22 protein-coding genes are annotated in these 23,406 nt (G+C 64.8%); 13 read left to right on the top strand and 9 right to left on the bottom strand.

Translation table 11 applies throughout. The features are described 5' to 3' along the window. The first annotated feature begins 13 nt into the window (after positions 1-13). Genes NC4_RS19650 through NC4_RS19620 form a run of 8 tightly spaced genes read left to right on the top strand, consistent with a single transcriptional unit; the run spans position 14 to position 7,016 of the window. On the top strand, positions 14-811 hold the full coding sequence (locus NC4_RS19650) for an ABC transporter permease (RefSeq protein WP_245721802.1): 798 nt from the start codon (positions 14-16) through the stop codon (positions 809-811). Between the two features lie 3 nt (positions 812-814). Further along, the gene (locus NC4_RS19645) at positions 815-1,864 is read left to right on the top strand and encodes an MlaD family protein (protein ID WP_157554914.1); all 1,050 of its coding nucleotides are present in this window, start codon (positions 815-817) and stop codon (positions 1,862-1,864) included. Beyond that, positions 1,861-2,442 carry an MlaD family protein gene (locus NC4_RS42870; RefSeq protein ID WP_245721801.1) on the top strand — a complete coding sequence of 194 codons (582 nt, stop codon included), beginning with the start codon at positions 1,861-1,863 and terminating at the stop codon, positions 2,440-2,442. Before NC4_RS19645 ends, NC4_RS42870 begins: the two co-directional genes overlap by 4 nt. A gap of 12 nt (positions 2,443-2,454) precedes the next feature. Further along, positions 2,455-2,877 carry a hypothetical protein gene (locus tag NC4_RS42865; RefSeq protein ID WP_245721800.1) on the top strand — a complete coding sequence of 141 codons (423 nt, stop codon included), beginning with the start codon at positions 2,455-2,457 and terminating at the stop codon, positions 2,875-2,877. After that, entirely contained in the window at positions 2,865-3,890 is a 1,026-nt protein-coding gene (locus tag NC4_RS19635; RefSeq protein ID WP_067540420.1) for an MlaD family protein, read from the top strand. The genes NC4_RS42865 and NC4_RS19635 overlap by 13 nt, the downstream gene beginning before the upstream one ends. Then, positions 3,884-4,987 carry an MlaD family protein gene (locus NC4_RS19630; protein WP_084529413.1) on the top strand — a complete coding sequence of 368 codons (1,104 nt, stop codon included), beginning with the start codon at positions 3,884-3,886 and terminating at the stop codon, positions 4,985-4,987. The genes NC4_RS19635 and NC4_RS19630 overlap by 7 nt, the downstream gene beginning before the upstream one ends. Beyond that, positions 4,984-6,051 (top strand): MlaD family protein, encoded by a 1,068-nt coding sequence (locus NC4_RS19625; RefSeq protein WP_067540417.1) that lies wholly within the window; start codon positions 4,984-4,986, stop codon positions 6,049-6,051. The genes NC4_RS19630 and NC4_RS19625 overlap by 4 nt, the downstream gene beginning before the upstream one ends. Then, positions 6,048-7,016 carry an MlaD family protein gene (locus NC4_RS19620; protein ID WP_067540414.1) on the top strand — a complete coding sequence of 323 codons (969 nt, stop codon included), beginning with the start codon at positions 6,048-6,050 and terminating at the stop codon, positions 7,014-7,016. The genes NC4_RS19625 and NC4_RS19620 overlap by 4 nt, the downstream gene beginning before the upstream one ends. A 38-nt stretch (positions 7,017-7,054) precedes the next feature. Here NC4_RS19620 and NC4_RS19615 read toward each other — a convergent pair whose 3' ends face one another. Next, a complete protein-coding gene (locus tag NC4_RS19615) occupies positions 7,055-7,468 on the bottom strand; it encodes an actin-binding ADF family protein (protein WP_084529409.1) in 414 nt (137 codons plus the stop codon). A 158-nt stretch (positions 7,469-7,626) separates the two neighbouring features. On the opposite strand from NC4_RS19615, the gene NC4_RS19610 reads away from it, so the two are divergent. Further along, a complete protein-coding gene (locus NC4_RS19610; RefSeq protein WP_067540407.1) occupies positions 7,627-8,469 on the top strand; it encodes an HARBI1 family protein in 843 nt (280 codons plus the stop codon). Between the two features lie 129 nt (positions 8,470-8,598). Then, entirely contained in the window at positions 8,599-8,979 is a 381-nt protein-coding gene (locus NC4_RS19605) for a glycine cleavage system protein H (RefSeq protein WP_067541010.1), read from the top strand. Positions 8,980-10,416: 1,437 nt separating this feature from the next. On the opposite strand, the gene NC4_RS19600 is transcribed toward NC4_RS19605, so the two are convergent. From NC4_RS19600 to NC4_RS40320, 5 genes are all read right to left on the bottom strand, one after another. Further along, positions 10,417-11,499, bottom strand: a complete 1,083-nt coding sequence (locus NC4_RS19600; protein ID WP_245721799.1) for a zinc-ribbon domain-containing protein — start codon at positions 11,497-11,499, stop codon at positions 10,417-10,419. Between the two features lie 394 nt (positions 11,500-11,893). Beyond that, complete coding sequence (locus NC4_RS44730; RefSeq protein ID WP_169814831.1) at positions 11,894-12,403, bottom strand: hypothetical protein; 510 nt, start codon at positions 12,401-12,403, stop codon at positions 11,894-11,896. After that, positions 12,382-12,699 carry a hypothetical protein gene (locus tag NC4_RS19590; protein ID WP_067540401.1) on the bottom strand — a complete coding sequence of 106 codons (318 nt, stop codon included), beginning with the start codon at positions 12,697-12,699 and terminating at the stop codon, positions 12,382-12,384. Before NC4_RS19590 ends, NC4_RS44730 begins: the two co-directional genes overlap by 22 nt. 118 nt (positions 12,700-12,817) lie before the next feature. Then, a complete protein-coding gene (locus NC4_RS19585; protein WP_067540398.1) occupies positions 12,818-13,165 on the bottom strand; it encodes a hypothetical protein in 348 nt (115 codons plus the stop codon). 1,225 nt (positions 13,166-14,390) lie between these two features. After that, positions 14,391-14,999 carry a hypothetical protein gene (locus tag NC4_RS40320; RefSeq protein ID WP_157554912.1) on the bottom strand — a complete coding sequence of 203 codons (609 nt, stop codon included), beginning with the start codon at positions 14,997-14,999 and terminating at the stop codon, positions 14,391-14,393. Positions 15,000-15,787: 788 nt separating this feature from the next. Between NC4_RS40320 and NC4_RS19565 the strand changes: the two genes are divergently transcribed. Together NC4_RS19565 and NC4_RS19560 are read left to right on the top strand one after the other, a co-directional pair. Further along, entirely contained in the window at positions 15,788-16,012 is a 225-nt protein-coding gene (locus NC4_RS19565) for a ribbon-helix-helix protein, CopG family (RefSeq protein WP_084529406.1), read from the top strand. After that, on the top strand, positions 16,009-16,443 hold the full coding sequence (locus NC4_RS19560) for a PIN domain-containing protein (protein ID WP_067540383.1): 435 nt from the start codon (positions 16,009-16,011) through the stop codon (positions 16,441-16,443). The genes NC4_RS19565 and NC4_RS19560 overlap by 4 nt, the downstream gene beginning before the upstream one ends. A 344-nt stretch (positions 16,444-16,787) precedes the next feature. On the opposite strand, the gene NC4_RS19555 is transcribed toward NC4_RS19560, so the two are convergent. Further along, complete coding sequence (locus NC4_RS19555; protein ID WP_067540380.1) at positions 16,788-18,113, bottom strand: carboxylesterase/lipase family protein; 1,326 nt, start codon at positions 18,111-18,113, stop codon at positions 16,788-16,790. 412 nt (positions 18,114-18,525) lie between these two features. Between NC4_RS19555 and NC4_RS19550 the strand changes: the two genes are divergently transcribed. Continuing rightward, entirely contained in the window at positions 18,526-19,335 is an 810-nt protein-coding gene (locus NC4_RS19550) for an HdeD family acid-resistance protein (RefSeq protein ID WP_245721798.1), read from the top strand. 31 nt (positions 19,336-19,366) lie between these two features. Here the strand turns inward: NC4_RS19550 and NC4_RS19545 are convergent, their stop codons facing one another. Then, on the bottom strand, positions 19,367-22,168 hold the full coding sequence (locus tag NC4_RS19545) for a WD40 repeat domain-containing protein (RefSeq protein ID WP_157554910.1): 2,802 nt from the start codon (positions 22,166-22,168) through the stop codon (positions 19,367-19,369). Continuing rightward, positions 22,098-23,234, bottom strand: coding sequence for an nSTAND1 domain-containing NTPase (locus NC4_RS19540; RefSeq protein WP_157554908.1), 1,137 nt, complete (start codon positions 23,232-23,234; stop codon positions 22,098-22,100). The genes NC4_RS19545 and NC4_RS19540 overlap by 71 nt, the downstream gene beginning before the upstream one ends. Between the last annotated feature and the right edge of the window lie 172 nt (positions 23,235-23,406).

Genomic DNA, 23,406 nt, shown 5'->3' with positions numbered 1-23,406 from the left:
GGACCGCGGCCGGGTGCTGACCCCGGTGGAGAACGCGGGATTCTTCGCCGTCTTCGTCTGGCAGGTCGTCGCCGCGATTCCGGTGACGATGCGCCGGTGCCGCGCCGAGACCATGCGCATGATCACCGATATGACCTGGGGGCGCGGGTCGGTCATCGTCGGTGGCGGGACCGCGCCCGTCCTGGTGATCCTCGGCATCGCCATCGGCGCGGGCGTCGGCATCCAGGGCTACACCGCGCTGGACATGGTGGGCCTGGGGCCGCTGACCGGCATCGTGTCCGCCTTCGCGAACACCCGCGAACTCGCTCCGATCGCGGCCGCCATCGGATTCGCCGCCCAGGCCGGCTGCCGCATGACCGCCGAGATCGGATCCATGCGCATTGCCGAGGAGATCGACGCGCTCGAATCCATGGGGTTGCGCTCGGTGCCGTTCGTGGTCACCACTCGGCTCATCGCCGGTGCGGTCGCGGTCGTCCCCACGTTTCTGATCGCCCTGCTGTTGAGCTACTTCTCGTGCGCGGCTGTCGTTCTCGTGGTGCACGGGCAGCCCTCGGGTATCTACTCGCACTACTTCGACCAGTTCGTGAATGTGCACGACATCGTCGCGGCGACGATCAAAATGCTGGTGTTCAGCGTAGTGGTCATCGTGATCCATTGCTATCAGGGCTTTTTCGCCGCCGGCGGGCCCGAGGGGGTGGGCGTGGCCAGCGGCCGGGCCGTGCGCGCCAGCTTCATCGCGGTACTCACCGTCGACATGGCGCTCACCATCGTGCTGTGGGGTATCGACTCGCCGATTGTTTTCACGGGGTGACCAGTGCCTGCTTATGGAATTCCCGGTGTCACGACGAGTCGGCGCGGCGCGTTGACCGCGGGGGCGCTGATGCTGATCGCGGCCCTGGTGCTCGGTGCGGGCTGGCACCACCTGGGCACCCGCCGAACCCAGGACGGCATGCGCATCACACTGCGCACGAGCGTGGTCGGCGGCGGCGTGACGACCGGAGCGGGCTTGCGGCTCAACGGTATTCGGGTCGGCGAGATCACCCGGGTGGACAGCACGCCCGGCGGCACGCAGCAACTGACCCTCATGGTCGACCGCACCCAGGTGTTCGGGCTCAGCGACGACCTGGATGTCGAATTCGCACCCGCGAACATGTTCGGCCTCAGTGAGGTCGTGCTGCGCACCAAACCCGGCGGCACCGCGCTCCGCGACGGCGCCATCGTGGATCTCACAGCGCCCGGACGCGTCGGCGACGACACCATGGCGAACCTGCTGCGGTCGCTCGGCGATGTCAGCGCGGTCGCGCTGACACCGCAGTTGAATGATCTGCTCACCCGGCTGGGTGGCCAGTTCGACGCCTTCGATCCGATACTGCGGGCGATGACCGAGCTGAGCCGAGCGGTCGCCGATACCCAGCGCTTTCCGACCTCGTTCCTACTCGAGCAGTACCGGTCGTTCGCGAACGGGGCGTCCGTCTTCGCCAATGGCACCGTGCGCTTGATCAACGAGGTCTACAACATTCCGATCCTGCGCAACAACCGGCCGCTGGTGAATACCACCGTGGATCTCATCATCGACGAGCTCTTTCCCGCCATCAGCCGGATCGGCACGACCGCCCAGAAGTACCTGAACTCGTATGGCGGGGTGCTGGCCACCTTGCTGGAACAGGTGGTGCGGACACTGCCGAACGCACAACAGTCGCGGGCCGATCTCGCCGAACTGCTGGAGCGCTTGGATCGGGCCTTCCGGGCCACCCCCGACGGGCCGACCCTGGGCCTCGACGTGGTGCTGCGTGGTGTGCCCGGCCTGGTGGTGCCGCTGTTGGGTGCGGCAGCGCCGCCGACCACAACGGGAGGGGATCGATGAACAGAACGACATCGACGCGGGCGGTGATCATTCGGCTGATCCTGTTCACGACACTGATAGCGGCGTTGGCCGCCGGGATCGTGGTGGCGATCCAGCGTCCGCTGGGTGCGGACACCGTCGGTTTCGAGGCCGACTTCACCGATGCGGGCGGTCTGCACACCAACGACGACGTGCGCATGTTCGGCGTGGCGGTGGGCAAGGTGCAGGGCATCGATCTGATCGCGGATCGGGCACGGGTGAGATTCACCGTCGCGGTGGATCGCCCGATGTACGTGTCGAGCATCGTCGCCGTCCGCTACCAGAACCTGGCCGGGCAGCGGTATCTCGATATCCGCCAACCCGATTCTCCGACAACGAAACTCGCGCCCGGAACCGTGATCGGAACCGATCACACCGTGCCGTCCTTCGATATCACCACGTTGTTCAACGGGCTCGAACCCATGCTGACCGAGCTCTCGCCGGAGGCGCTCAACCAGTTCCTGCGCAATGCGCTGGCCGTGATTCAAGGAGACGGCAAGGCGGTCGGGGCCACCCTGGACTCCATCGCGAAACTGTCTGATCTGGTGACCGATCGGTAAGCGCTGATCTCGATGCTGTTGCGCAACCTCGCGACCATCTCCGACCAGATCGGTGGCCGCGCGCCGCAAGCCGCGACCCTGCTCAAAGGCATCTCCGATGTGTTCGTGGCACTGCAGGAGAAATTCGACGGCCTGCTGGATCTGGCGGATATCGCACCGTCCGTGCTCGGCGGCCTGAACTCCCTGCTGGCCACCTTCGGTTTCACCCGCCCGGGCAACCCGGATCTGGAAGCCGATCTGCGCCTGGCGTTTCCGGATCCACAGGCCGCGATCGACACCCTGAATCGGCTGCCCGCGCTGTTGCAGTCGCTCATCGCGCTGATTCCTACGCGCGACCACGGGGCCGAAGCCACCTGTAGTCGCGGGCAGGCCGAGGTGCCCGGAGTGCTCTCGGTGCTCTTCGCCGGACAGCAGGTCTCGATATGCAACGGATGACCGCGGTGCTGCGCTGGCTGTTCACCGTGACCTACGGCCAGGACGAGACACCCCGCCGGCAACGGTTGCTCGGCCTGTTCGGGATGGCGGCGGTCGCGGTGATCCTGGCCGGCAGCGCCATCGTCTATCTGGTGCCGATCGGCAAGCACACCTACACGGCGCTGTTGACCGAATCCGGTGCGGTGCGGCCGGGCGAGGACGTGCGGGTGGCCGGCATCTCGGTCGGGTCGGTGCGTTCGCTGGAACTGCTCGACGACTCCGTGCGGCTGACCTTCACCGCCGACACCAAGGTCTTCCTCGGTGATATGACCAGCATCGAGGTCCGCATGCTCACCCCGATCGGCGGCCACTACCTGGCGTTGTTTCCCGCCGGGAAGATTGCGCTGGGAGCGAAATCCATTCCCGTGGAACGGGTTCGGCTGCCTTACAGCTTGGCCCAGGCGGTGGCCGACGCTCAGCGACCGCTGCAAACGGTGGACGCGGTCACGCTGCGGCGCAATGTCGACGCGCTCGCCGCGGGGCTGGAGCGGAGCCCGGATTCCCTGGGCGCCGCGATCGATGGCATGTCGACCCTGGTGGGCCTGCTCGACAAGCAGAACACCGATATCCGCCGCGCACTCGACACTGCGTCCGAGTATCTGTCGACGCTCACCGACACCCGCTCGATCATCGGAGCCATGCTCACCAAGATCGGTGCGTTGGAGGGGCAGGTGCTGGGTCGCAAGGCCGACCTGGTCGAGGCGCTGCGCGTGACCGGTGAACTGCTGGCCCGCATCGCGGCCGTCGAACCGGCGTGGCGCGACCAGCTCGAACCGCTGGCCGATCGATTGCTCGCCGCCGCACCTCAATTGCGTGAATTGGGCGGCAAGCTCGGTGCGGTCGCCGACGGGCTCGGCCAGGCCGGAGATCGCCTGCGCGCCCTCGCGGGACCGGATGGCCTCGAGGTGGACCAGTCCGGGCACACCGTCGCCGCGCGTCCGATCTGCGTGCCGGTACCGGGGAGGGAATGCTGATGCTGCGCCGGATACTCGCATCCCGAGGCTTCATCTCTGTCGGAGGCGTCGCGCTGGTCGCGCTGGTCGCGCTCGCCGGTGGCCTGATGATGCTGGAGCCCACGCAGAAACGCATCGCCTACTGCGCGCTGATGCCCGATGCCGTCGGCCTGTACCTCGGCAACGACGTGACCTTGCGCGGTATGAAGGTCGGGACCGTCACCGGCATCACCAACATCGACACCGGAGTGCGCGTCGACTTCGGTGTCGATGCGAATCATCCACTGCGCTGGGATGTTTCGGCCACGACCGTGTCCGACACGCTGGTCGCCGCCCGGCACCTCGCGGTGATCGGCGGCCACGGCGCGGACTGGAATCCCGCGACCTGCGTGAACCGCACCGTGACGCCGAAAAGCCTGACCCGAACCCTGGATTCGGTGGCTGCGCTCGCCGACCAGTTGGACGGGGGCGGCGATCCGGCGCGGCGCGGGAGACTCGGCGCGGCGATCAGTGAATTCGATCGCGCTTCCGCCGGGAACGGACCGAAGCTGCACGACATGGTCACCAAGCTGGCCTCGGCCATGCGGTCCCCCGAGGAACCGATCGCCCGGATCGGCTCGCTCATCGACACACTCAGCGTGCTGTCACAGAGCATCGCCAACGGCTGGGGGAATCTGCATGAGACGCTCTCCGGCTTGACCCCGGTCCTGGAAACCGTCAACGGCGTCTGGGATCAGGTGGTCGAACTGGTCCGATCGCTGGTCACCATCCTGCCCTGGATCAACGACGTGACCACCAAATACGGTGGCTCCCTGCTGGAACTGCTCGACAACTCGGTTCCCTATATCGATCTCATCAGCGCCCGGGTCGGCACGGTGCAGAAGCTGATTCAGTTGGTGCCCACCGTCACTACCGCATTCCGGACGGTCACCGATCCGCGGACAGGTAGGGTAGCGGTGACCTATGCCGCGCCGCGAGTGGCATTGGCCCCGGCCGACGCGGCGCGGGTATGCGCGGCCGTCACGGCCCTCGCGCCGGGCCGCTGCACCGACGGCGCGGACGGCCTGGCGGGCGTGGACCTGAGCTCCCTCGTCCTCGGATTGGCGGGTATGCGATGAAGCGGCACAAGCGAATCGGCCACGGTCTCGGCGCGGGCGCGCTCGCCGCGGTCGCGCTGGCGGGCTGTGGCGTGGATCGGGCACAGTTGACCCTTCCCGGTTCCGGGGTTCCCGGTCCGACCTATACGGTGCACGTCGAACTCGCCAACGCGCTCAACCTGCCTTCCCGTGCCCGGGTCAAGGCCAACGGCGCGGATGTCGGCAAACTACGGCGGGTCACGGTGGTGGATCCCGTTGTGGCCAAACCGGGTTCGGTGATCGCCGACATCGAGGTGCAACGCTCGGTGACACTACCGTCGACCGCCACGGTCCAGTTGCGCCAGGACACCATCCTCGGCGACATCTACATCGCGCTCGATATTCCGCCCGGGAGTACCGCCGCTCCGCTGGGCGACGGTGGAACGATTCCGCGCAACCAGACCACACCGCCGTTGCAGATCGAGGACATGCTTTCCGGCATGGCCACGCTGGCTTCCGGCGGCGTTGTCCAGCAGGCACAGCACATCATCGACCGGGTGAATGCGGCGCTGCCCGCCGACCCCGCCGAGACCGCTCGCATCGTCGGCATGCTCAAGGCCGATATCATCGATCTCGGAACCCATCTCGACGATGTCGACGCGATGCTGAACACCGCCGACGCCAACGCGAAGCTCGTGATGGACAACAAGAAGGCGTTCGAGGAACTGCTCACCGCGCAGGGCGCCGAAGAACTCACGCAGATCGCGCAGTCGTTCATCAAGGTCACCGGCATTCTCGGCTCGATCGGCGGCATCGCGCACGCGATCGAGTGGCTCGTCCCGTTGATCAGGCAGGGCGATGCCGCCGCGAGCGCCTTCGTTCCCATGGTGCTGGCGCCCGGGCGGGCGCTGAACCTCTCGATGCCGTCCAATCTCGCGCGGCTGGTCTCGTTCCTGCGGGACAAGCTGATTCCCTTCGCCAACCGGCCGCGGGTCGACATCCTCGCCGTGCGCACCGAACCGGCCGACGCCACCGTGCCGATGTCCGCGGACGACCGGGTGGACAACATCGTGGCAGCCCTGCGCATGATCGGAATGGTGCGATGAAACGACCCAAGCTCGGCTCGGTGCTGTCGCTGACCGCCATCGTCACCGTCGCGATCGTCGGCATCACGTACCTGGTTTTCGGGGTGGCGAAGGTGCGGTGGCGCGACGACCGGATATCGGTGGCCATGCTGCTCGCGGATTCGGCGAGCCTGGCGCCGCGCTCACCGGTACTGCTGTCGGGTGTGCGCGTCGGCCAGGTCACCGCCGTCGGCAATACACCCGACGGGGTGCGCGTCCGATTCGACATCGACCGCGGCCGCCGGATACCCGTCGACAGCTCGGTGACTGTGGAAGCACTCTCGGCGATGGGCGAGCCATACATCGAATTCGAGCCCACGCGCGCGGGCGGGCCTTATCTGACCGACGGGCAGGAACTGCGCACCGACTCGATCCGCACCCCGAAATCCATTCCGGAGATCGCGCGCATCGTGACCCGGCTGCTCGACCAGATCGACCCGCGCGCCGTGGGCTCCCTGATACAGACCTTTACCCAATCCTTCAGCGGCGCCGAGGCCGTGCTCCCGCAGCTCGCCCACGCCTCGCAATTGCTGGCCGCAACCGTTCTGAACCGCATGCCGCAGATCCGTCGGCTACTGATCAATGCGCAGCTGCCTGGATCGGATATTGCTTGGGCGGGTCAGCAATTGGCGGATGCGGGCCCGCACTGGGGTGATTTCGGGGCGAAGGTGCGGCAGGTGGCCGATGCCGTCGAAGTACTGATCAGTGCCCGGCCGGTGCCCGGCGCCTACGTCAACGGCACCGGCCTACTGCCCTTCCTGAACGAACTGACCGACTACATCGACCGCGTCGGCCCGGACCTGCAACGCCTGTACCCGACCCTGGCCCCGCTGGCCGATCGGGCGGGCGCATCCCTACAGGGCGTCGACCTGTCGGCACTCATCGCCCAGGCATTGAATTCGGTGACCCCGGACGGTGCGATCCGTCTGCGAGTAGGTCTCAAATGACAGAGGATGATGGGCGGTGACCGGCGACAGATGGGTGGTCAGCGCACCCGACGGGTGACCCTGTCCAGCACGACCTCGCAGGACACCTCGTCGTAGTCGGTGCCGTGGAGGTCCTCGGCGACGCCGGTGAAGCGCTGCCGGAGGTCGCTCGTCGAGCCGGAGTAGATCATCTTGGTTTTGATCGCGGCGGCATCGGGTGCCCAGAAGTAGAACAGGATCTTGTTGCGCTTGCCGTCCTGCTGGTACTCGAAATCGTATACCGCATAACGGCACTCGTCTTTCGGGAGATCGTTGAGGAACAGCTCGTAGTCGCTGTCGGTGCTGGTCTTCTCGACGACAATCTCCTTGTTGGGCACGTTCACGTTGAAGATGATGTACCTGTATGCCTGCTCGAGCTTCAGCTTGTTGAACGCTTCCAGGCATGCGTCGCTGACGGCCACTCCACTAGACATTGCTGCTGCTCCTTCACTGAGCCTTTCCGGCTTGTGGCTCGGTAGCTGGCTGACCTACCGACACGCCGAAAGTGGTTGCTGGACAACGAGAACGCGTAGAGTCCTGGTAGAAGGTTGGTCGACCAAGATCAAACTTGATACAAGGAACTCTGCGCGGGATGAGTGTGACATACACGGCGGTGCTGGCGGTCGAGGAGGCCGCCGTCGAGTTCGTGGCCGGTTTGCTCGAGGGCGTGCGGCGGGCGAAGCGGACACGTTGGCGGGCGTTGACCTGCCTCGAGCAGGCGGTGTTGGGTTTGCGGTGGTTCATCGACGGCTCCCGGATCACGCAGCTGGCGACCGACAACTCGATCGGTAAGACCACCGCTTATGACTATCTGCAGGAGGTGATCGACGCTCTCGCCGCGCGTGCTCCGGGTCTGCACGGCGCGTTGTTGGCGGCCAAAGCCGCAGGGCACGAGCATGTTTCGGTGGACGGGACGCTGATCGCGACCGACCGGATCGGCGAGCCCGGTCTCACGGTGCGCAAGGGATCGACCACGGGAAGATCGGTGGATCGGTGGTGGTCGGGAAAGCATCGCCACCATGGCGGGAACGTGCAGGTGGTGACAGTGCCCGACGGTTGGCCGATCTGGGTCTCGCCGGTACGGCCGGGCCGTACCCACGATGTCACCGCGATGCAAACCCACTCCGGAATGCTTCCCGCCCTGCGGGAATGGACCGCCGACGAACGCAAGGTATTGACCGATCGGGGCTATGAGGGCGAGGAGCAGGTGTGCATCACCGCGGTGAAGAAGCCGGCGGGCGGTCAGCTCACCGAGGAGCAGAAGGCGGCGAACAAGGCTCACAACAGCAAGCGGGCGGTCGGTGAGTGCGGAAACTCGCTACTGAAAACAACGTTCAAGGCGTTGCGGCGAGTCAGCCTGTGCCCTTGGCGGATCGGGGCGATCGTCGCGGCAGCACTCGTGCTCCTCCACATCGAGCACGACCGCATGGTCTGACACGCCGCTACCCGGAAGGCTCAGTGGCCAAGCTGGTCCCGTGACCGTCGCCCGTTTCGCCGTATGAGGGACGTGTCGATGAGTTAAGTTGGTGTGCAAAGCATTACGTCACCAATCCTGGAGAATTCGATGAGCGAAGTGCCAGCCGACCGGAGATATACCGACTCGCACGAATGGGTCCGCACCGAGGCTGACGGGACGGAGGCAGTCGGTGTCACCGAGCATAAGTTCGCCCTCGACGATGTTCTGGTCGCGGTCATGATGCCAGATGTCGGAAGGGAGGTGACCGTGAGCGAGCTTGTCGGCACTATCGAGGCGGCGAGGGACGTGAACGACATCTACGCGCCGGCCTCAGGCACAGTGATTGCCATCAATGCCGACCTCGAGGACTCGCCGGAAGGGGTGAGCATCGACCCGTACGAGGCGTGGATATTCAAGCTGCGGCTCGCCGCCGACGCGTCGACGGACGGTCTGCTCGACGCGACGGAATACGTAGAGCGAATGGGCTAGCCAGCGGGGCGTTTCCGGTCGGGCACACTGCCGAAGTCAGGGGCCGGTGACAGGGCCGCCGACGGTGACGGCGGTGGCTTTCGGGCCGCTGCCGTGACCGCCTGGACCACCGAAGCCGAGCGCCAGATGCTCGGCGACCTCGCCCACGAGAGCATGCCCGCGCTGATCACCACCGCCACCAAGAAACCTTAAGGGCGGCCACATCACCGACGAACAACAAGCCGCCAACAAAGCCCACACCGCCAACGCACCGTCGGCGAACGCGGAAACTCCCTGCTCAAAACCACGTTCAAGGCGCTGCGGCGAATCCGATTGTGCCCCTGGAGCATCGGAGACATTGTCGCCGCCGTACTGGTACTCCTACACGTCACGCACCAGCGCACAACCTAACCAGCAAAAGACCAACCGGAACAATCGCTTACCCGGAATGGCTCATTGCTGACAACACGCAGGCCGGTCACCCGCCGGTCTGCACTAGCCCCCTTCCCAATCATGTTGCCATCGAAGAGCATTGCCGCGTGCGGCTTCCAATCGCTCACGCAGAGAAAAAGATCAACGTTTCCGTCCCGTTGCCCAGTGTGAACGGTTCGGGCATCGAACACCGTCCTGGTTGGGGACGACCAGGCCGACCGGGGCCGGATACGGGTCGTGCGTGTGGTGGTGTGTGTGAGCGGTTGGTGCCGTCCTACGCTTGCCGACGGCCCGCAATGTCGGGATGTGGCGGGAACCGCAGTGCCATCTCGAGTGCCATTTTGCGGCCGAGACGGCGGGAATTCTGAGGTTCCGGCGGGATGTCGTCGGATGCGTTGAGATCGGAAAACGCCAGGTAGAAATAGGTTACCCGCCAAGATCGCCCGGTCAGCGGCCGATCTTGGCGCATCTACGAGATGATGAAGAAAGTATCGCTATTTCCGCTGGCCAGCGGGCTGATAGCCGTCCAATGCGGTGCATGCCCTGGTCGATGTAGTGGCGCTGGGCGACCGGCTGTCGTCCACGTGGTCTGTGTGCCATGTAGCGCGTGATCGTCGGTTGGTCGGGTGTGGTTCGGACAGCCGAGATGCGTTCAGTTTCTTGGTCGTGGATTCTGCCGAATGGTCGAGGTCGCCCATTCCCGTACCTGTTCGATCACTGCATGCGGACGCGGTGCTGTGGAGTACACGCGGATCTCCCGATAGCGCTGGTCGCGGATCGTGAGTTCGGGAAGGTCATCCTCGCGTAGTCGGACGAGTAGATGGCCTGCTTGGAGAAGGTCGAGGCTCTTGCGCTCGTCGACGAGTACCTTCGCTGGTGCGGAATGCTAGTAGGCACCGTCGTATTCGATCACCAATTTGTGGCCGTCCAGGTCGATGCAGATGTCGGCGGTCCATGATCTGCGTGAAGCGAACGCGCTGTCGGTCAGAATCACGCCCGAGCGTGCGTTGCCGAAGACTTCTACGGCTACGGCACAGTGGTCCATTTCGACGCGTGACTTGCCGGTTTGGCGGCACTCTGGGCACTCGGCACCTGTCGCTCGGCCACCCAGTGGCGCTTGCCACACGTGGTCGGGGTTCGTTGCGCAGATCCATCCGGGACAAAGGAGATCGCGGCATGCGGCCGCACGTGCCATGGGCTGACCGGATTGTTGGGACTCCATTCTGCTGCGAGGCCAGGGTCCAGCCATGCCAGCGATCCCAAGATTGACCTGCAGGCTGGGCATCGCAGGCGCTGATGGCTGTCGCGGTTTCGAACCGTGTCCTGCCATTCGTGACCGCAGCACTGGGATTGCCACCAGGCTCGTCGCTTCGAGTCCCATGCAATATTGCGGGGGTTCAGCTTGGGGCTGTTGCGGGTGGGGTGCCACTGTGCAGCGATCTCTGGGAGAACGTCGGCCAGCCACTTCTTTGACTGGGCCGTGTCGTTGGCTCGGCAGTGTGGACATCCCGATTCCAAGAACCTGATCGGGCTGATCAGTGGTTGATGTCCATTCTCGCAGAGGAACTTTCGCATGCCATGGTCAGCGACCATCACGGTGCGAGGATCGTCCGCATCGTTCCATGTTGCCGCGAGCTCTGGGAGATCCGAGATCGGCGTGGTCTTCCACTGCGTGTACTGCTTGTCCCATTCCTCGGTCTCGCGTGCGGAACATTCTGGGCAAGCCGGACTTTCGGCCATTCCGTAGACACTGGCCTCGAACCGGTGGCGGCAGATCGGGCAAACCCAGTGGCAGGATCGTGTGGCCCGCACTGTCACGGTGCGGAAGGTCGCCTCGTCGTTTCGGTCGGGGTCCCACCACTCGAGCGCTGGCGACTGCGAGTCACTCAGCAGCAGACGTCCCGCTCGCGGACTGGCCGGGTTCGACGACCGGATGTTTCGTGAACACTCGCAGCCATATTCGAGATCCGACAGCCGTGCCGCGCTGATCTTGCCGCAGCGCCTGCATTCGGCGACCAGCGGATAGTTGAGGTTGTTGAGTTCATGGGTACCGACGATGAAGTCGAAGTTGTGCGCTGCCAGTGTGCTCCGAATCTCGCTGTCCGACATGTGTTTCGTCGTCGGATAGGTCGACTGCGCCCATGCTTTCCAGTGGCAGACTCGACAGGGAGCCAGGTTGGCCTGAATGTTACCGATGACGGACTGGAGTAGATAGTGCGTTGGGATCTCGCACGTTACGCATGTCGCGAGGCGCCACGTCTTCGGTTTGTCGAAGGGTTCGTGGGGGACCAGGCCGGCCTTGCTGAAGATGAAGTCGATGCAGTCGGTGCACCAGGCAGGTTTTGTGCGGGTGGTGAACGCAGCAGGCTGCCCGCATTCCGGGGTTTAGCATGTCTGGGCCACGATGTTCCCCCAACGCGTCGTTCTGATGAGTGGCCCAATTTGACGATCTTGCCCCGTGATGATCGGGCGCGGTGCCGTCGTTGGGTGCACCGCAAGATTTCTACCATGCCGAATTGCCTTCGTAGGTATGGAATTCTTCGAGGGCCTGGCGGCTCGCGCAGATTGCAGTGTCTGCCAGAGCATTTGGTGCGGCGTTCGTGCGAGGTGGGGAGGCAGGCCGAATCGCTGTGTCGAAATGTTTGGCGAGGACGATGCTGACTTCGGCGGGGTCACGGTCGCAGATCGCGGCGGCCACTTGCGACCATCGTTCGGTCATTGGCTCGTCGAGGCGATGGCCTCTCAGGCCGCGCACCCTATTCGTGTGCACGGACCCGCTGGTACTGCGGGGATGGGCAGCTTCAGGGGGCGCGTCCGCACGAGTGCCTTCTGCGTGAACTGATCCCGACATGTCCGCGGCGTTCAGATCGTCTACCCGGGGTGTATTCGTGCGCGGTGAATGCGCGAGGGCGAGGAGGGCGACGGTGGCCTGTGTCCTGGATCCTTCGATGATCAGTGGCCACAGCCAGGCCTCGGTGTCCGGGACCGCGGTCAGCAGGGCGAGGTCGCGCAACGCGGTGAACGACAGCGGAACGCGGCGGCCGCGATGAGCACGGTCATGAGTGTCGCGAGTGCGTGGATCAGGTTGCTGCGGGCGTGCGCACGCAGCAGGATTGCGACGGCGTGTACGGCGGCGAGCAGTGCGATCGGTGGCACGATCGCGACCGCCGCGGCAATCGCTGACAGTGTCTGTGCGTGCAGGATGGCGTGGGTGGCGTTGCCGGTGATGCCGACGGGCCGCGGCGGCGCCGAGTTCGCACCAGAGACGAACTGTTCTGGGCGTTCGGCGAGATCGGTGTGGTTGGGCATGTCGGGTCCCTGGACGGTGTCACGGTGCGTCGATTCGGGAAGGTGATTGCTAATCGACTGCTGTGGTTGGAAATGAGATCCATGAGTCGGCGTGTCGACACGCCGAGAGGACGTCGCGCTAACGCGGTCCGCGGTGACGGCCGCCGGCTGGTCGCATGGGTGTGCCCCGCTGGCGGAGTGCGTCGCGGATGGTGCTGGCGGGGAATCCGGACAGGCGGCTGCAGCTGGCGAGTGAATGGCCGGCGAGGTAGAGCCGTTCGATGTTGTCGATGTGGTCTGCGGGTATCGACTGGAAGCGCCTAGGGACTTTGCGGCTGTTCAGCAGTGTGAGGACTGCGGTCTTCGAGATGCCGAAGTGCGTCGAGAGTTGTGCGGTGGAGGTGCCGTCGCGGTAGGCGTTGATGAGATCGTCGATCGTGGCAAGGCTGAGGCGCCGGTCGATTTCGCGTGGTTCGCGAGGACGCATTGCGCGAGGCTTCTGGCGTCCGTGAGGGCGTGTTGAGGGCCGTGCAGTGTCGATCTTCGCGCGGGTAGATTCGAATTTCTGCAGGTCAGCGCGTTTGGAATAACGCCCAGCTAGGTCCACAACCCGGCAAACCCGCAGGTCATCGACCTGCGGGTTTGCCGCATTTCGTGTAGTAACCCGAACCATTCGCACGAGGAAGCCGTCGGCAGCAAGGCCCATCCCTCGTAGATTGGTACCGGGCAATCAGATTTCGGCTCGAGGCCGTCCCGTCACTGTGCGTCGCGCCAACCCTGTGGCCCGCAATTTGGAACGCTGCCCAGCGATTCAGTGGCGGCGGTTCCTGCCGAGGCCAGGTAGTCCGCCTCCGAGGATGTGCCGGCCGTCGCCCCAGCTATTCCAGACCACTCCGTGTCGGACAATCGCTCGCTCGACCTCGAATCGGCGCTGTTGCCGGTTCAGTAGCCGTTGCCCGCGCACGATTCCGTCCACGATTTCCACTGTCGACTCCGAGTTCTGGCACCGGTGGACCGTACCGGGGATCTCGTGTGGATATACGAATCCGGTCATTGCGTTCGCCAGGGCAGTGCGACCGCATCGGGCGCACTCGAATTCCGCGACATCGACCTTCAGTGGGCCGGACCGGCGCTTGTCGTAGTCCCGAACACCTTGCGGCACAGCGGGTTTGCGAGCGAACGCGGTGTGCGGTTCGATGACCGGCAGTCCCGTTACCCCGCATCGAAATCGTTCACCTGACGCTCGACCGCGCCGATCCACAAGTCCGGTGCGGGTTTCGAATAGGAAATTCAGATCGCAAGTCTCACAAGAGTATTCAATAGTATCTTCACTCCCCATGATTCATGATCGCCGTCCGGAGTTCTGTCTGCAACAGGTATCGCAAAATCCGAGTCCAGGCCGATCACACGTGTCGTCCGGTACGTCGAGCTGTGTCCTCGAAATACGCTGCCGCTCGTGTGGGCAGGGCGGTGTCCGCAGCAACCGGACGTTCGACCGATCGCGGATGGTTAGGACCACAAAATTTCAAAGCCGCAGGTCAACGATCTGCGGTAACGACAAGCCAACACGTAATGCACGCGGCGCCGACGGCCGGAGCGTATCGGCGATGCTGCGGCGCTGTGGATTTGGAGTTGGAACGCGCTCTCATGCCGATGTGTGCGGCCGCATGCTTCAGCAGGCGTTAGACCCTGGGTGAGTGATCGAGTCGCGGTCAGCAACTCTGGGATTCCAACCCGAACCGTATTGCCCAGAGGGATCGGGCGGATTGCTGCCCCCACTCTTCTTGAGTCCACGCCTGACTCAGTTCCAGTTCCTCTGGCGTCGAGGCGATTTCACGTAACAATGCCAGGGTTACGGCGGCCGCATCCTGGCTGCCTTCAAGGGTCAGCGGAGAGGTCTGATCGAAGACTTTTTCATCGTTGTCCCACCTCTCGACATAGCAGGTGTTCTTGCTGGTCGAGAAGATGCCCTGCACAAAGCTTTCCGAGCTGCTGCTGTGGATCGTCCACACGATATCGGTGACGTACTCGCGCAGTATGGGCATGTCCGAGCCGAGCGAGGAGAAGAGCTCACCGAGCATGCGGTCGATGCCTTCCCATGTCGTCGCGGGTGATTCGGGATGACCCCACTCCGGCGCCCCTTCCTTCCGGCTGCGATCGGGACGTACCTGCCAGCTGTCCCGACTCTGCCAATCGTCGCTGCACTTCCACTGCCAGTGCTCGTAATCGGCCGCCGGTTGGGTGGGCTCGATGCTGAGGCCAAGGCACGAGTATCTGATCGAACGCGTCAGTCTGATGGTGATATCCGGTCTGCACCACATTGCGACAGCGTTGGGTCCACCGACCAGCGGTGGTGCGCCGAGCAGTAGTACGCACGCTTGCAGCGCGGCCGTGTACGCCCGATCCAACTGTGCCGGAGTGCGGCATACTGCGTCATCGACAAGTCGTAGAACTCACCGAACCCCCACCGCTTGGGATCCAAATAGTTCGGCGTCACCGTCGCATTCACAGACGACCACTGCGTATCCGTCTTCATGACGGCCCTGACCCCATCTCGGTCCTCCTGGACAGGCCGATCCACCCCCGCGAGAGTCCGGTCGATATCCGCGCGAGACCACGATCCGAAGTCGGCTCGCACGAGCAGCGGGATCGCATCGAGCAGCTGACGCCCCTCGCCCAAACTCAAGATCTGGTCGGAGTACTTGTCCCGACCAGACAGTCACTCACTCATTGCCTCGATGAAACGCTCGACATGCGCACAGTTGAGACGAACGGCAACGGACACCACAGGAGCTCGACCAGCATTTGGAGCGCAAACGTCCGCTACAGCCGGGCCGTAGGATGGTTCGGGTTGATCAGTGGTTAGGACCACAGCACGGCGAAGCCGCAGGTCATTGGCCTGTGGCTTTGTTGCATTCGTGTAGTAACCCGAACCGCTGCGGCCGCAGACTCGGCCGATCGGGCTATTGCAGGGGCGCCACGGGTTCAGACGCTGGACGTTGGTTGAGCTGCGGGTCAGCGGGCTCCTTGCGTTTGGGGGTTGATGTAAACCGTCAACGTGTTCTTGCGAATCCGGCGGGGTTGGTATCACCGATGGTATCGTTGTCATATGGCTTGGACGATGCGATTCCCCAGCGATGAAGAGGCCGCGCTAGAAGCGCAGGCCGAGGTCGAGGGGCGTTCCAAGCACGAGATCACCCGGGATGCGGTCCGGGAGTACCTGATGAGGCACCGGCAGTGGGATGAGCCGCTGGTCGAGGACGAGGACACCTTCGATATGGGCGGTCCGATCGGCAAGGACGATATCCATGATGCGATGAATCGGCCCGCATGATCGTTGTCGCGGATACTTCTGGTCTGCTGGCGCTGTTCAATCGTTCCGACCCAGAGCATTTCGCGGTGCGACGGGCGGCGGACGCGGCGAGCGCGCTGGTCGTGAGTCCCTTGGCGCTGACCGAGGTGCACCACGTGGCGACGGTCCGTGCCGGCCGCAAAGTCGCCGACGCGGCGCTCGGCAAGCTGGCCGATCGAATTGCGGAAACCCGTGTCGTCGTGGGGGAAATTGGTGCGGCGCAGCTGCGTTCGGCCGTGGAGGTCCGCTCTACCTACTACGATCTCAACCTCGATATCGTTGATGCGACCTGCGTGGTGTTGGCCGATCACTTCGACACTGGTCGCATTCTGACCTTGGACCGCAGGGACTTTCGCGTCCTGAGACCGCTGAGCCGATACTCCGCCTTTCAGCTTCTGCCCGACGACCTTTGAGGAGTGCGGAGGCGAACGTTCACACACCGTGTCCGTCGCGTCATGGTGGACCGTCAGCATCGCCGGACGTTCGACCAATCACGGACCTGCGATCCGGGTGTCATTGGTGGCCACCACCTACTTCAGATCTTGCCCGGCGCGCGCCCACCGGCTTGACACGGAGTTTCGGCCCCGCCGCCGTCGGGTGGTTCGGGTTGATCATGGTTAGGACCACCCAGAAAGAAGCCGCAGGTCAGCGACCTGCGGCTTCTTTGGTTCCACGGTAACAATGCGAAATCGTTGCGAGGGTGGGTAATTCGATTCATGGATCGGTGTCGACACCGAATTTGCGGTGGGTTGGGCACTCAGTAGGTCCATGCCTTCAGGACGGTTGTGTTGCGCGACGCTGGTGGGCCGAACACGCGCAGGTCGTCGTCGCTGCGGAAGGGGTGCCAGTCGTCCGATGGGACGCCGGTTTTGATGAATTGCATCCATAGGCCGTGCATTTCGTCGGCCAGGGCCTGTGGCGCATTGTCGCCCGCGTAGAGCGTGAACCCGGGATCGGTGATGTTGTCGAAGGCGAAGCCCAGGTCGAGGGTGTGCATCGGGCTGCGGGTGTGGATGCTCGACGGCCAGGTGAAGTAGTAGGCGTAGCAGTTCTCCCGCTGGCCGGTCTGGGCGGCGTAGGTGGGGGCGGCGAACGCCGCGTCCGACAGCAGCTCCAGGAAGATCTCGGCCGGGGTCAATCTGCCGTCGTACTCGGAGTGGTAGGTCGCCGCCGGTATCGTGGTCGCGCCGAACGGCCGGAACATCAACTCGAGGGCCTCGAGCGCCGTATCGTTCGGCACGAAATCGCCGAAGACTCGCCAGAAGTCGGACTCCCGCTGGTTGTTGCCGATGATCATGCGGACCGGCACCGGGCCCTTGGCGAGTCGGCTCACCGGGTTGTCCGTGAGCAGTTCGCCGTCGATCACGGGCGGGAACAGGGTGAGTATGTTCTGCGGACTGAGCGTGCGCATGAGCTCGGCGACCGCCGCGGCGGACTTGCGGGGGTCCATCTCGCGCAGCGCCTTCGCCGTGAGGTCGAGGCCGAGGGCCATGGCCAGCGGCGCGGCGACTTTCGCCGCTACCTCCGAAGTGACTGCGACACCGATGCCCGATTCGCAGATAACCTGGTGGAACAGCTGCCCAGCGAACTGGGTGGTGGCCAGCGCGGACACGCTCATCGAACCGGCCGATTCACCGCCGATGGTCACGCGGCGCGGATCGCCGCCGAACGAGGCGATATTCGCCTGTACCCAGCGCAATGCGGCGAGCTGATCGTGCAGGCCGCGGTTGTCGGGCGCATCCGGCAGGTGCGTGAAGCCCTCCAGGCCCACGCGGTAATTGGCCGAGACGTATACGGCTCCGTCGCGCGCGAAGGACGTGCCGTCGAACAGCGACTGGGCCGTGCTGCCCATGGCGAACGAGCCGCCGTAGAACCACACGTACACCGGGAGTCCGGTACCGGGCTCGACATCGGGCGGGGTCCAGATGTTCAGGGTGAGCCAGTTGTCGCCCTCGATCGTCGGGTAGGTGTACGGCTCGGGCAGTTCCATGGAGGCGGGCGGGGTCGGGCCGAACTCGGTGGCGGCGAACTCGCCCGGGAGGCGGTCGACCGGCTCCGGCAGGGCGAATCGCCGCTGGCCCACCGGGGGGGGGGCGCATACGGGATTCCGAGGTACCGGGCCACGCCGTTCACGAGCACGCCTCGGATATTGCCGACCGGACATTCGACCTTGAATTCGCTCATGATGAACCCTCCACGTCAAGAAGCCCTGGGGCGACCGAATCGGGATATGTCATTCGCCATTGAAAACCGTGCGACGGTGTCGCCGGGGCAGAACACCGGCGACACCGCCTGTGCGGGCAACCCCATCGTTGCCGGAGATCTCGGACCGGCCTCCGTTGGTCGATCCGAGACTTTCAATTACTGCTTCCATGTGGAGGCAGAATTTCATTCGATCACAGGAATTGGAGAATTAGTGAGGGGCTGACTGTCCAAAACCGGGGTGAATTCGGACATGCTCGACTGTGGCGCTCCGCACTCGCGGAAGGTCGGCTGTGCCGGGCATCAGCGGACAGGTCGTGGTATTTCCGGACGATTCACATGTCGAGTATGCAACTGACGTCGGGTTGAATTTATTCCGTATGGTCAGAGAATTTGTTCTGCTTTATCGTCTCTCAGTGTCCACTCTATCGAGGAGGGTTTCGATGACAACCATTCAAGAGAGCATTCTCGATGGGCCGCTGAACAAGCTGAACAAGCTGGCCCGCAGCGCATGGCAGTCCATCCTTGTCACCGGTGTCCTATCGGTGCTGCTCGGCGTCGTCGTTCTGGTCTGGCCGGGGCCGACGCTCGTCGTCGCCGGTGTCGCATTCGGCATCTATTTGGTGGCCAGCGGGTTGCTTCAGCTGTTCGCGGCGTTCGGCCTCCATACCGACACCGGTCTGCGCATCCTCGCGTTCATCAGCGGCATCCTGTCGCTGGTGCTCGGATACTTCTGTTTCAACAGCACATTCGAGTCGATTCTGTTGCTGGCGATATGGATCGGAATCAGCTGGCTGTTCCGCGGGCTCACCGTGATGATCGCGGCGATCTCCGACCCGAATATGCCGAGTCGAGGCTGGCAGATCTTCTTCGGCATCGTTGTCGCCATCGGTGGCGGCGTGCTGATCTGGGCGCCGTTCGATTCGATCGCCGTCCTCGTCTTGACCGCCGGTTGCGCACTCATCGTGATCGGCGTCCTCGAGATGATCACCGCGTTCCGGGTTCGTCGCGCCACCTCCGAGGTCCGCGACAAGGTGACCGGTCTCCGCGCGTCCGCATCCGAATTCCGCAGCGGCCCAGGAGATCTTGCGAAGGGGGCGTAATTCGGGCCGCCCGCACCGATTCGGATCGGAATCAGCGGGGGCACAGCTCGATACGGGTATCGAGCAGTGCCTGGTCGGCGGAGTTCGAGCGGTCGGCTCGGGCCAGTGCGGTGCGGCAGAGTAGGTCGGCCACCGCCGCCGGATCGATGGTCCAGCGTTCGGACGCAAGGTCCGAGACGCCGATCACGCGCTCGTCGTCGGTCCCGTCGAAGCGGGCGAACCAGCGCGAACCGAGCGCGACGGCGATCGTCCGGCCGAGTGGGATCGGGTCGGCGGCGTTGCTGACATCCCAGAGCCGAACGGTTTGGTCCACACCCGCGGAGGCCAATCTGCGGCCGGAGCGGTCCACCGCCAGAGTGGTTACCGATGGGGTGTATACGACCTTCTCGGCGTCCGGACCTCCGTGGGCCGGGTCGTCGATACTCCAGGCGCGGATGGTTTCGTCGTCGCCGCCGCTGAACAGGTGCCGCCCGTCGGCGGCGAAGACGAGGGTCGAGACCGGGGCCTGGTGGCCGGTGAGTCGCCGCTCGAGTACCGGGTGGTGTCGATCGGTGATGTTCCAGAGGTAGATCGCGGCATCGCCGGAGCCGGTGGCGACCCGATTGCCATCGGGTGCGATCGCGATCGATTGAAAGTGGTGGGTGGCATCGGACGTGGCGGTGCCGAGCGGACGCGGCGCAGCGGGGTCGCCGACGTCCCACAGCCGGATCGAGACGTCGTCGTCGCCGGTGACGAGCACCCGGCCGTCCGGGGTGAAACCGGTGGCGGTGAAGTGCTTGGTGCGGGTGGTCAGCGGGGTACCGAACGGAGTCGGATGAGCGGGATCGGCCAGATTCCACAGTTGCAGGCTGCTGCCGGAGGAGTCGGATGCGGCGAGCGCCTTGCCGTCCGGACGAATCTGTGCCAGGACACCGTGATAGGGCGGCGCGGCCTGGATATCGCTGGTCGGCGTGACCGCGTCCCGGGTGACCGTCCACACCTGGAAACGGTCGTTGGTGCTCGCGGTGACCAGTCGTGCCCCCGCGGCGTCGAGCTCTACCGAGGTGAACGGCCCATCGGTGGCCACGGGAATATCGGCGGCCGGGCGAGTCCAGATCCGGACCCGCCCGTCCCCGCCCGCGGTGACCAGGTGAGTATCGGTGGTGAGTGCCAGGCTGGAGATTGGACCGAGGTTGCCGCCGACCGGACGCCCGAACGGCTGGTAGCCGGAGGCCATCTGCTGCCACAGACAAACCGTGCCGTCGGCGCTGCCGGAGGCAATCTGGCCGTCCGGCCCGAACAGCAACGCATTGACGGCGGCGCCGTGCACGGTCTGCGGTGAACCGAATTCCCTCGGCGCGGCCCGATCCGTCAGCGACCACATTCGCACCGTTCCGCTCTCGGTCCCCGCGATGAGGCGATCGTCCGGGCCGAACGCCACGGCGGCCACGGCACTGGCCGCCGCGACCAATGGTTCGCCGATCGGACTCAGCCGACCCGGTTCGGTCATGCTCCAGAAACGGACGGTGCGGTCGTCCCCACCGCTGGCGACCAGGGTCCCGTCGATACTCATCGCCAGCGCGTTGATCGCGCCGGTGTGGGCGGGGATGTGGTCCTGTGTCCGCGGCGCGGTGGGGTCGGTGAGATCGACCAGCGACAGCGCGCCGTCTTCCCCTGCCGCGACGAGCGTGTGGCCGTCCCGGGTGAACGTGATCGACGTGACCGGTGCGGTGAGCGTCGAGGCGCCAAGGGCCCGGGGAGTTCTCGGATCACGGATATCCCAGGTCCGGATGGTCCCGTCGTCGCTGGTACTGGCGAGCAGGCCGCCGCCCGCCGCAAGAGCGACCGAGTTCACCGCTCGTTGGTGGCCGCGCAATCCGGGGCCGAGGGCGACGGGGACGTGGTCGTCGGTGATGGACCACACCCGGATCACCGCGTCGTCGCCCGCGCTGAACAGCATCCGCCGGTCCGGATCGTAAGCGAGACCGTTGATCCGGCCAGCGTGCCGGTCGGCCGAAGTGGTGATCACCGGATATGCCTGGGTGGCCATCAGTCGGGCCTGGGTTTCGAGGTTTTCGGGCCGGATCCGGTAGGCCGCCAACGCCATTCGTGCCGACGCCGCCGGGTCGAAGTTCTCTATCCGCTTCGACTCGTTGATCAGGGCGTTGACCTGGGCGTCGACTCGCTCGCGCACGACCGTGCGACGCTGGATGAACGCCAGCGTGGCCGTGATCAGAGCGACGACGCACAGCAGGGCTACCGCGGACAGGAAAATCCGTCGGCGCGAAGACAATTCACGTTGGCAATGGATCGATGCCGCAATGAACTCCTGGGCGATCCGATTGATCGAGCCGCCACTGCCGGTCACCACATCGGCGGTCTCCAGGCGCTTGCCGGCATACAGCAGCGAATTCGGCCCGCCCTCGGCGAACCAGGTACGCGCGTCCTCTTCGATGCGATGCCGGGCCGGACCGAATTCCTTTTCCTCCGAGACCCATTCGGCCATTCGCGGCCACACTCGCGGCACCGCCTCGTGCAGCAACTCGATCTCGTCGTCTTGCATGATCACCAGCCGCGCGTCGACAAGGCGGCCGAGTACCCGTTCGGTCAACTCGGGGTCGGTGGACTCACCGACCATGACTTTGCCGGGCACCCGATTCCGCGTGATCGAACGAGGGCCGATAACGGTGAGCGTCATCAGGATCGACCGCGCGAAACGCTGTTCGTCGGCGGTGAGTGCGGCCCAGGCCCGTTCGGCGGTGGCCGCGACCGAACCCGCTATCTCACCGGCCTCGCGGTAGGCCGCCAGCGTCAGCGTCCGACCCCGGCGGTGCGACCAGGTCGACTCGAGCACGTGCGACAGACAGCAGCGGTAGAAGTGCGGCCTTGCCGTCGTCGGAGGTCGCGGTGTCCAGGTCGCGCAGGATGATGTCGACGAGCGCGGGCTCCACCTTGAGACCGCACGCCAGGGCCGGGCCGGTGATCACGTCTCGAAGTTCGGCTTCGGACATCGCACCGATGATGACCGACGCATTCTTCATCGCCTGGGCCAGCAGCGGGTACTGGATGACGTCGTTGAAAAAGTCGGAGCGGATGGCCACGACTGCGATGACCCGCCGCGCGGCTCCGGGTGCGGTGATGCGCGCCAACTCCTCGACGAAGTCTCGGCGATCGGCGCTGCTCTCGCACAGGGTGAACAGTTCCTCGCCCTGATCGATCAGCAATAACACGTCGGTGCCGTCGGGTGCCCGGTCGAGTGCGGCGCGCAGGGTTGCGCCGGGCCGCGCGCCGGGGTTCATCAGTACCGGCGTGCGCGCGTCGGGATTCGCCTGCAAACCCGCGGCGAGCAGCGAGGACTTGCCCGCACCCGAGACGCCGACCACCAGCACCAGGCGTGCCATATCGGCAATCGCCTCCACCTGCGCGATCGCGTCGACGACCGCCTCGCGGGCATTGTCGCGGCCGAAGTACAGGTCAGCGTCCTCGGCGCGGTACGGGGACAGGCCCCGGTACGGCGGATGATCCGGTTCACGCACGCGCCGGACCGTATCGCCGGGGTCGTCCTTGGCCTGTTGCCAAGCAATCTGCCAGCGACCAAGATCGAGCAGGGTTTGATCGGCATTCGCCGATGGTGGCCGCGCCTTCACGTCGTCGATGAGGACCGTGAGGACCGGCAGTACGGACTCGAAGGTCGCGGGGAGGCCGATGCCGCGCCGCCAGTCGCTGATCCGCTGCACGGTTACCCGGCTCGTACCGGGTGTACCGACGATATTCGCCCGTCGCACCACGGATTTGACCACCGGCGTGCCCGCGAGCTGGAACAGTGCGGTCAGCCGTTGAGCGAAGCTTTCACGCGCACCCGCTACCACCGGCAAACTCCTGGGGATCCGACGACACCGCTCGGACAGACGCTCGCGCAACACTCTCCGAGTGAAGGTTACAGCTGGCGCGCGTGCGTAGCGAACCTCCAGCATGCAGCTTTTACTGCAACACGGCAGCCATGTCCATAGCTCCAGCCGTAAACATCATGTCAATGCAATCCGGTCCGGATTATCCGACCAGGCGATTCACCAGTGCGAACTGGGGAGATTG

It is taken from the genome of Nocardia crassostreae, from assembly GCF_001613405.1.
GTDB classification, from domain to species: Bacteria; Actinomycetota; Actinomycetes; order Mycobacteriales; family Mycobacteriaceae; genus Nocardia; species Nocardia crassostreae.
This window is presented reverse-complemented; position numbering and strand designations above follow the sequence as displayed.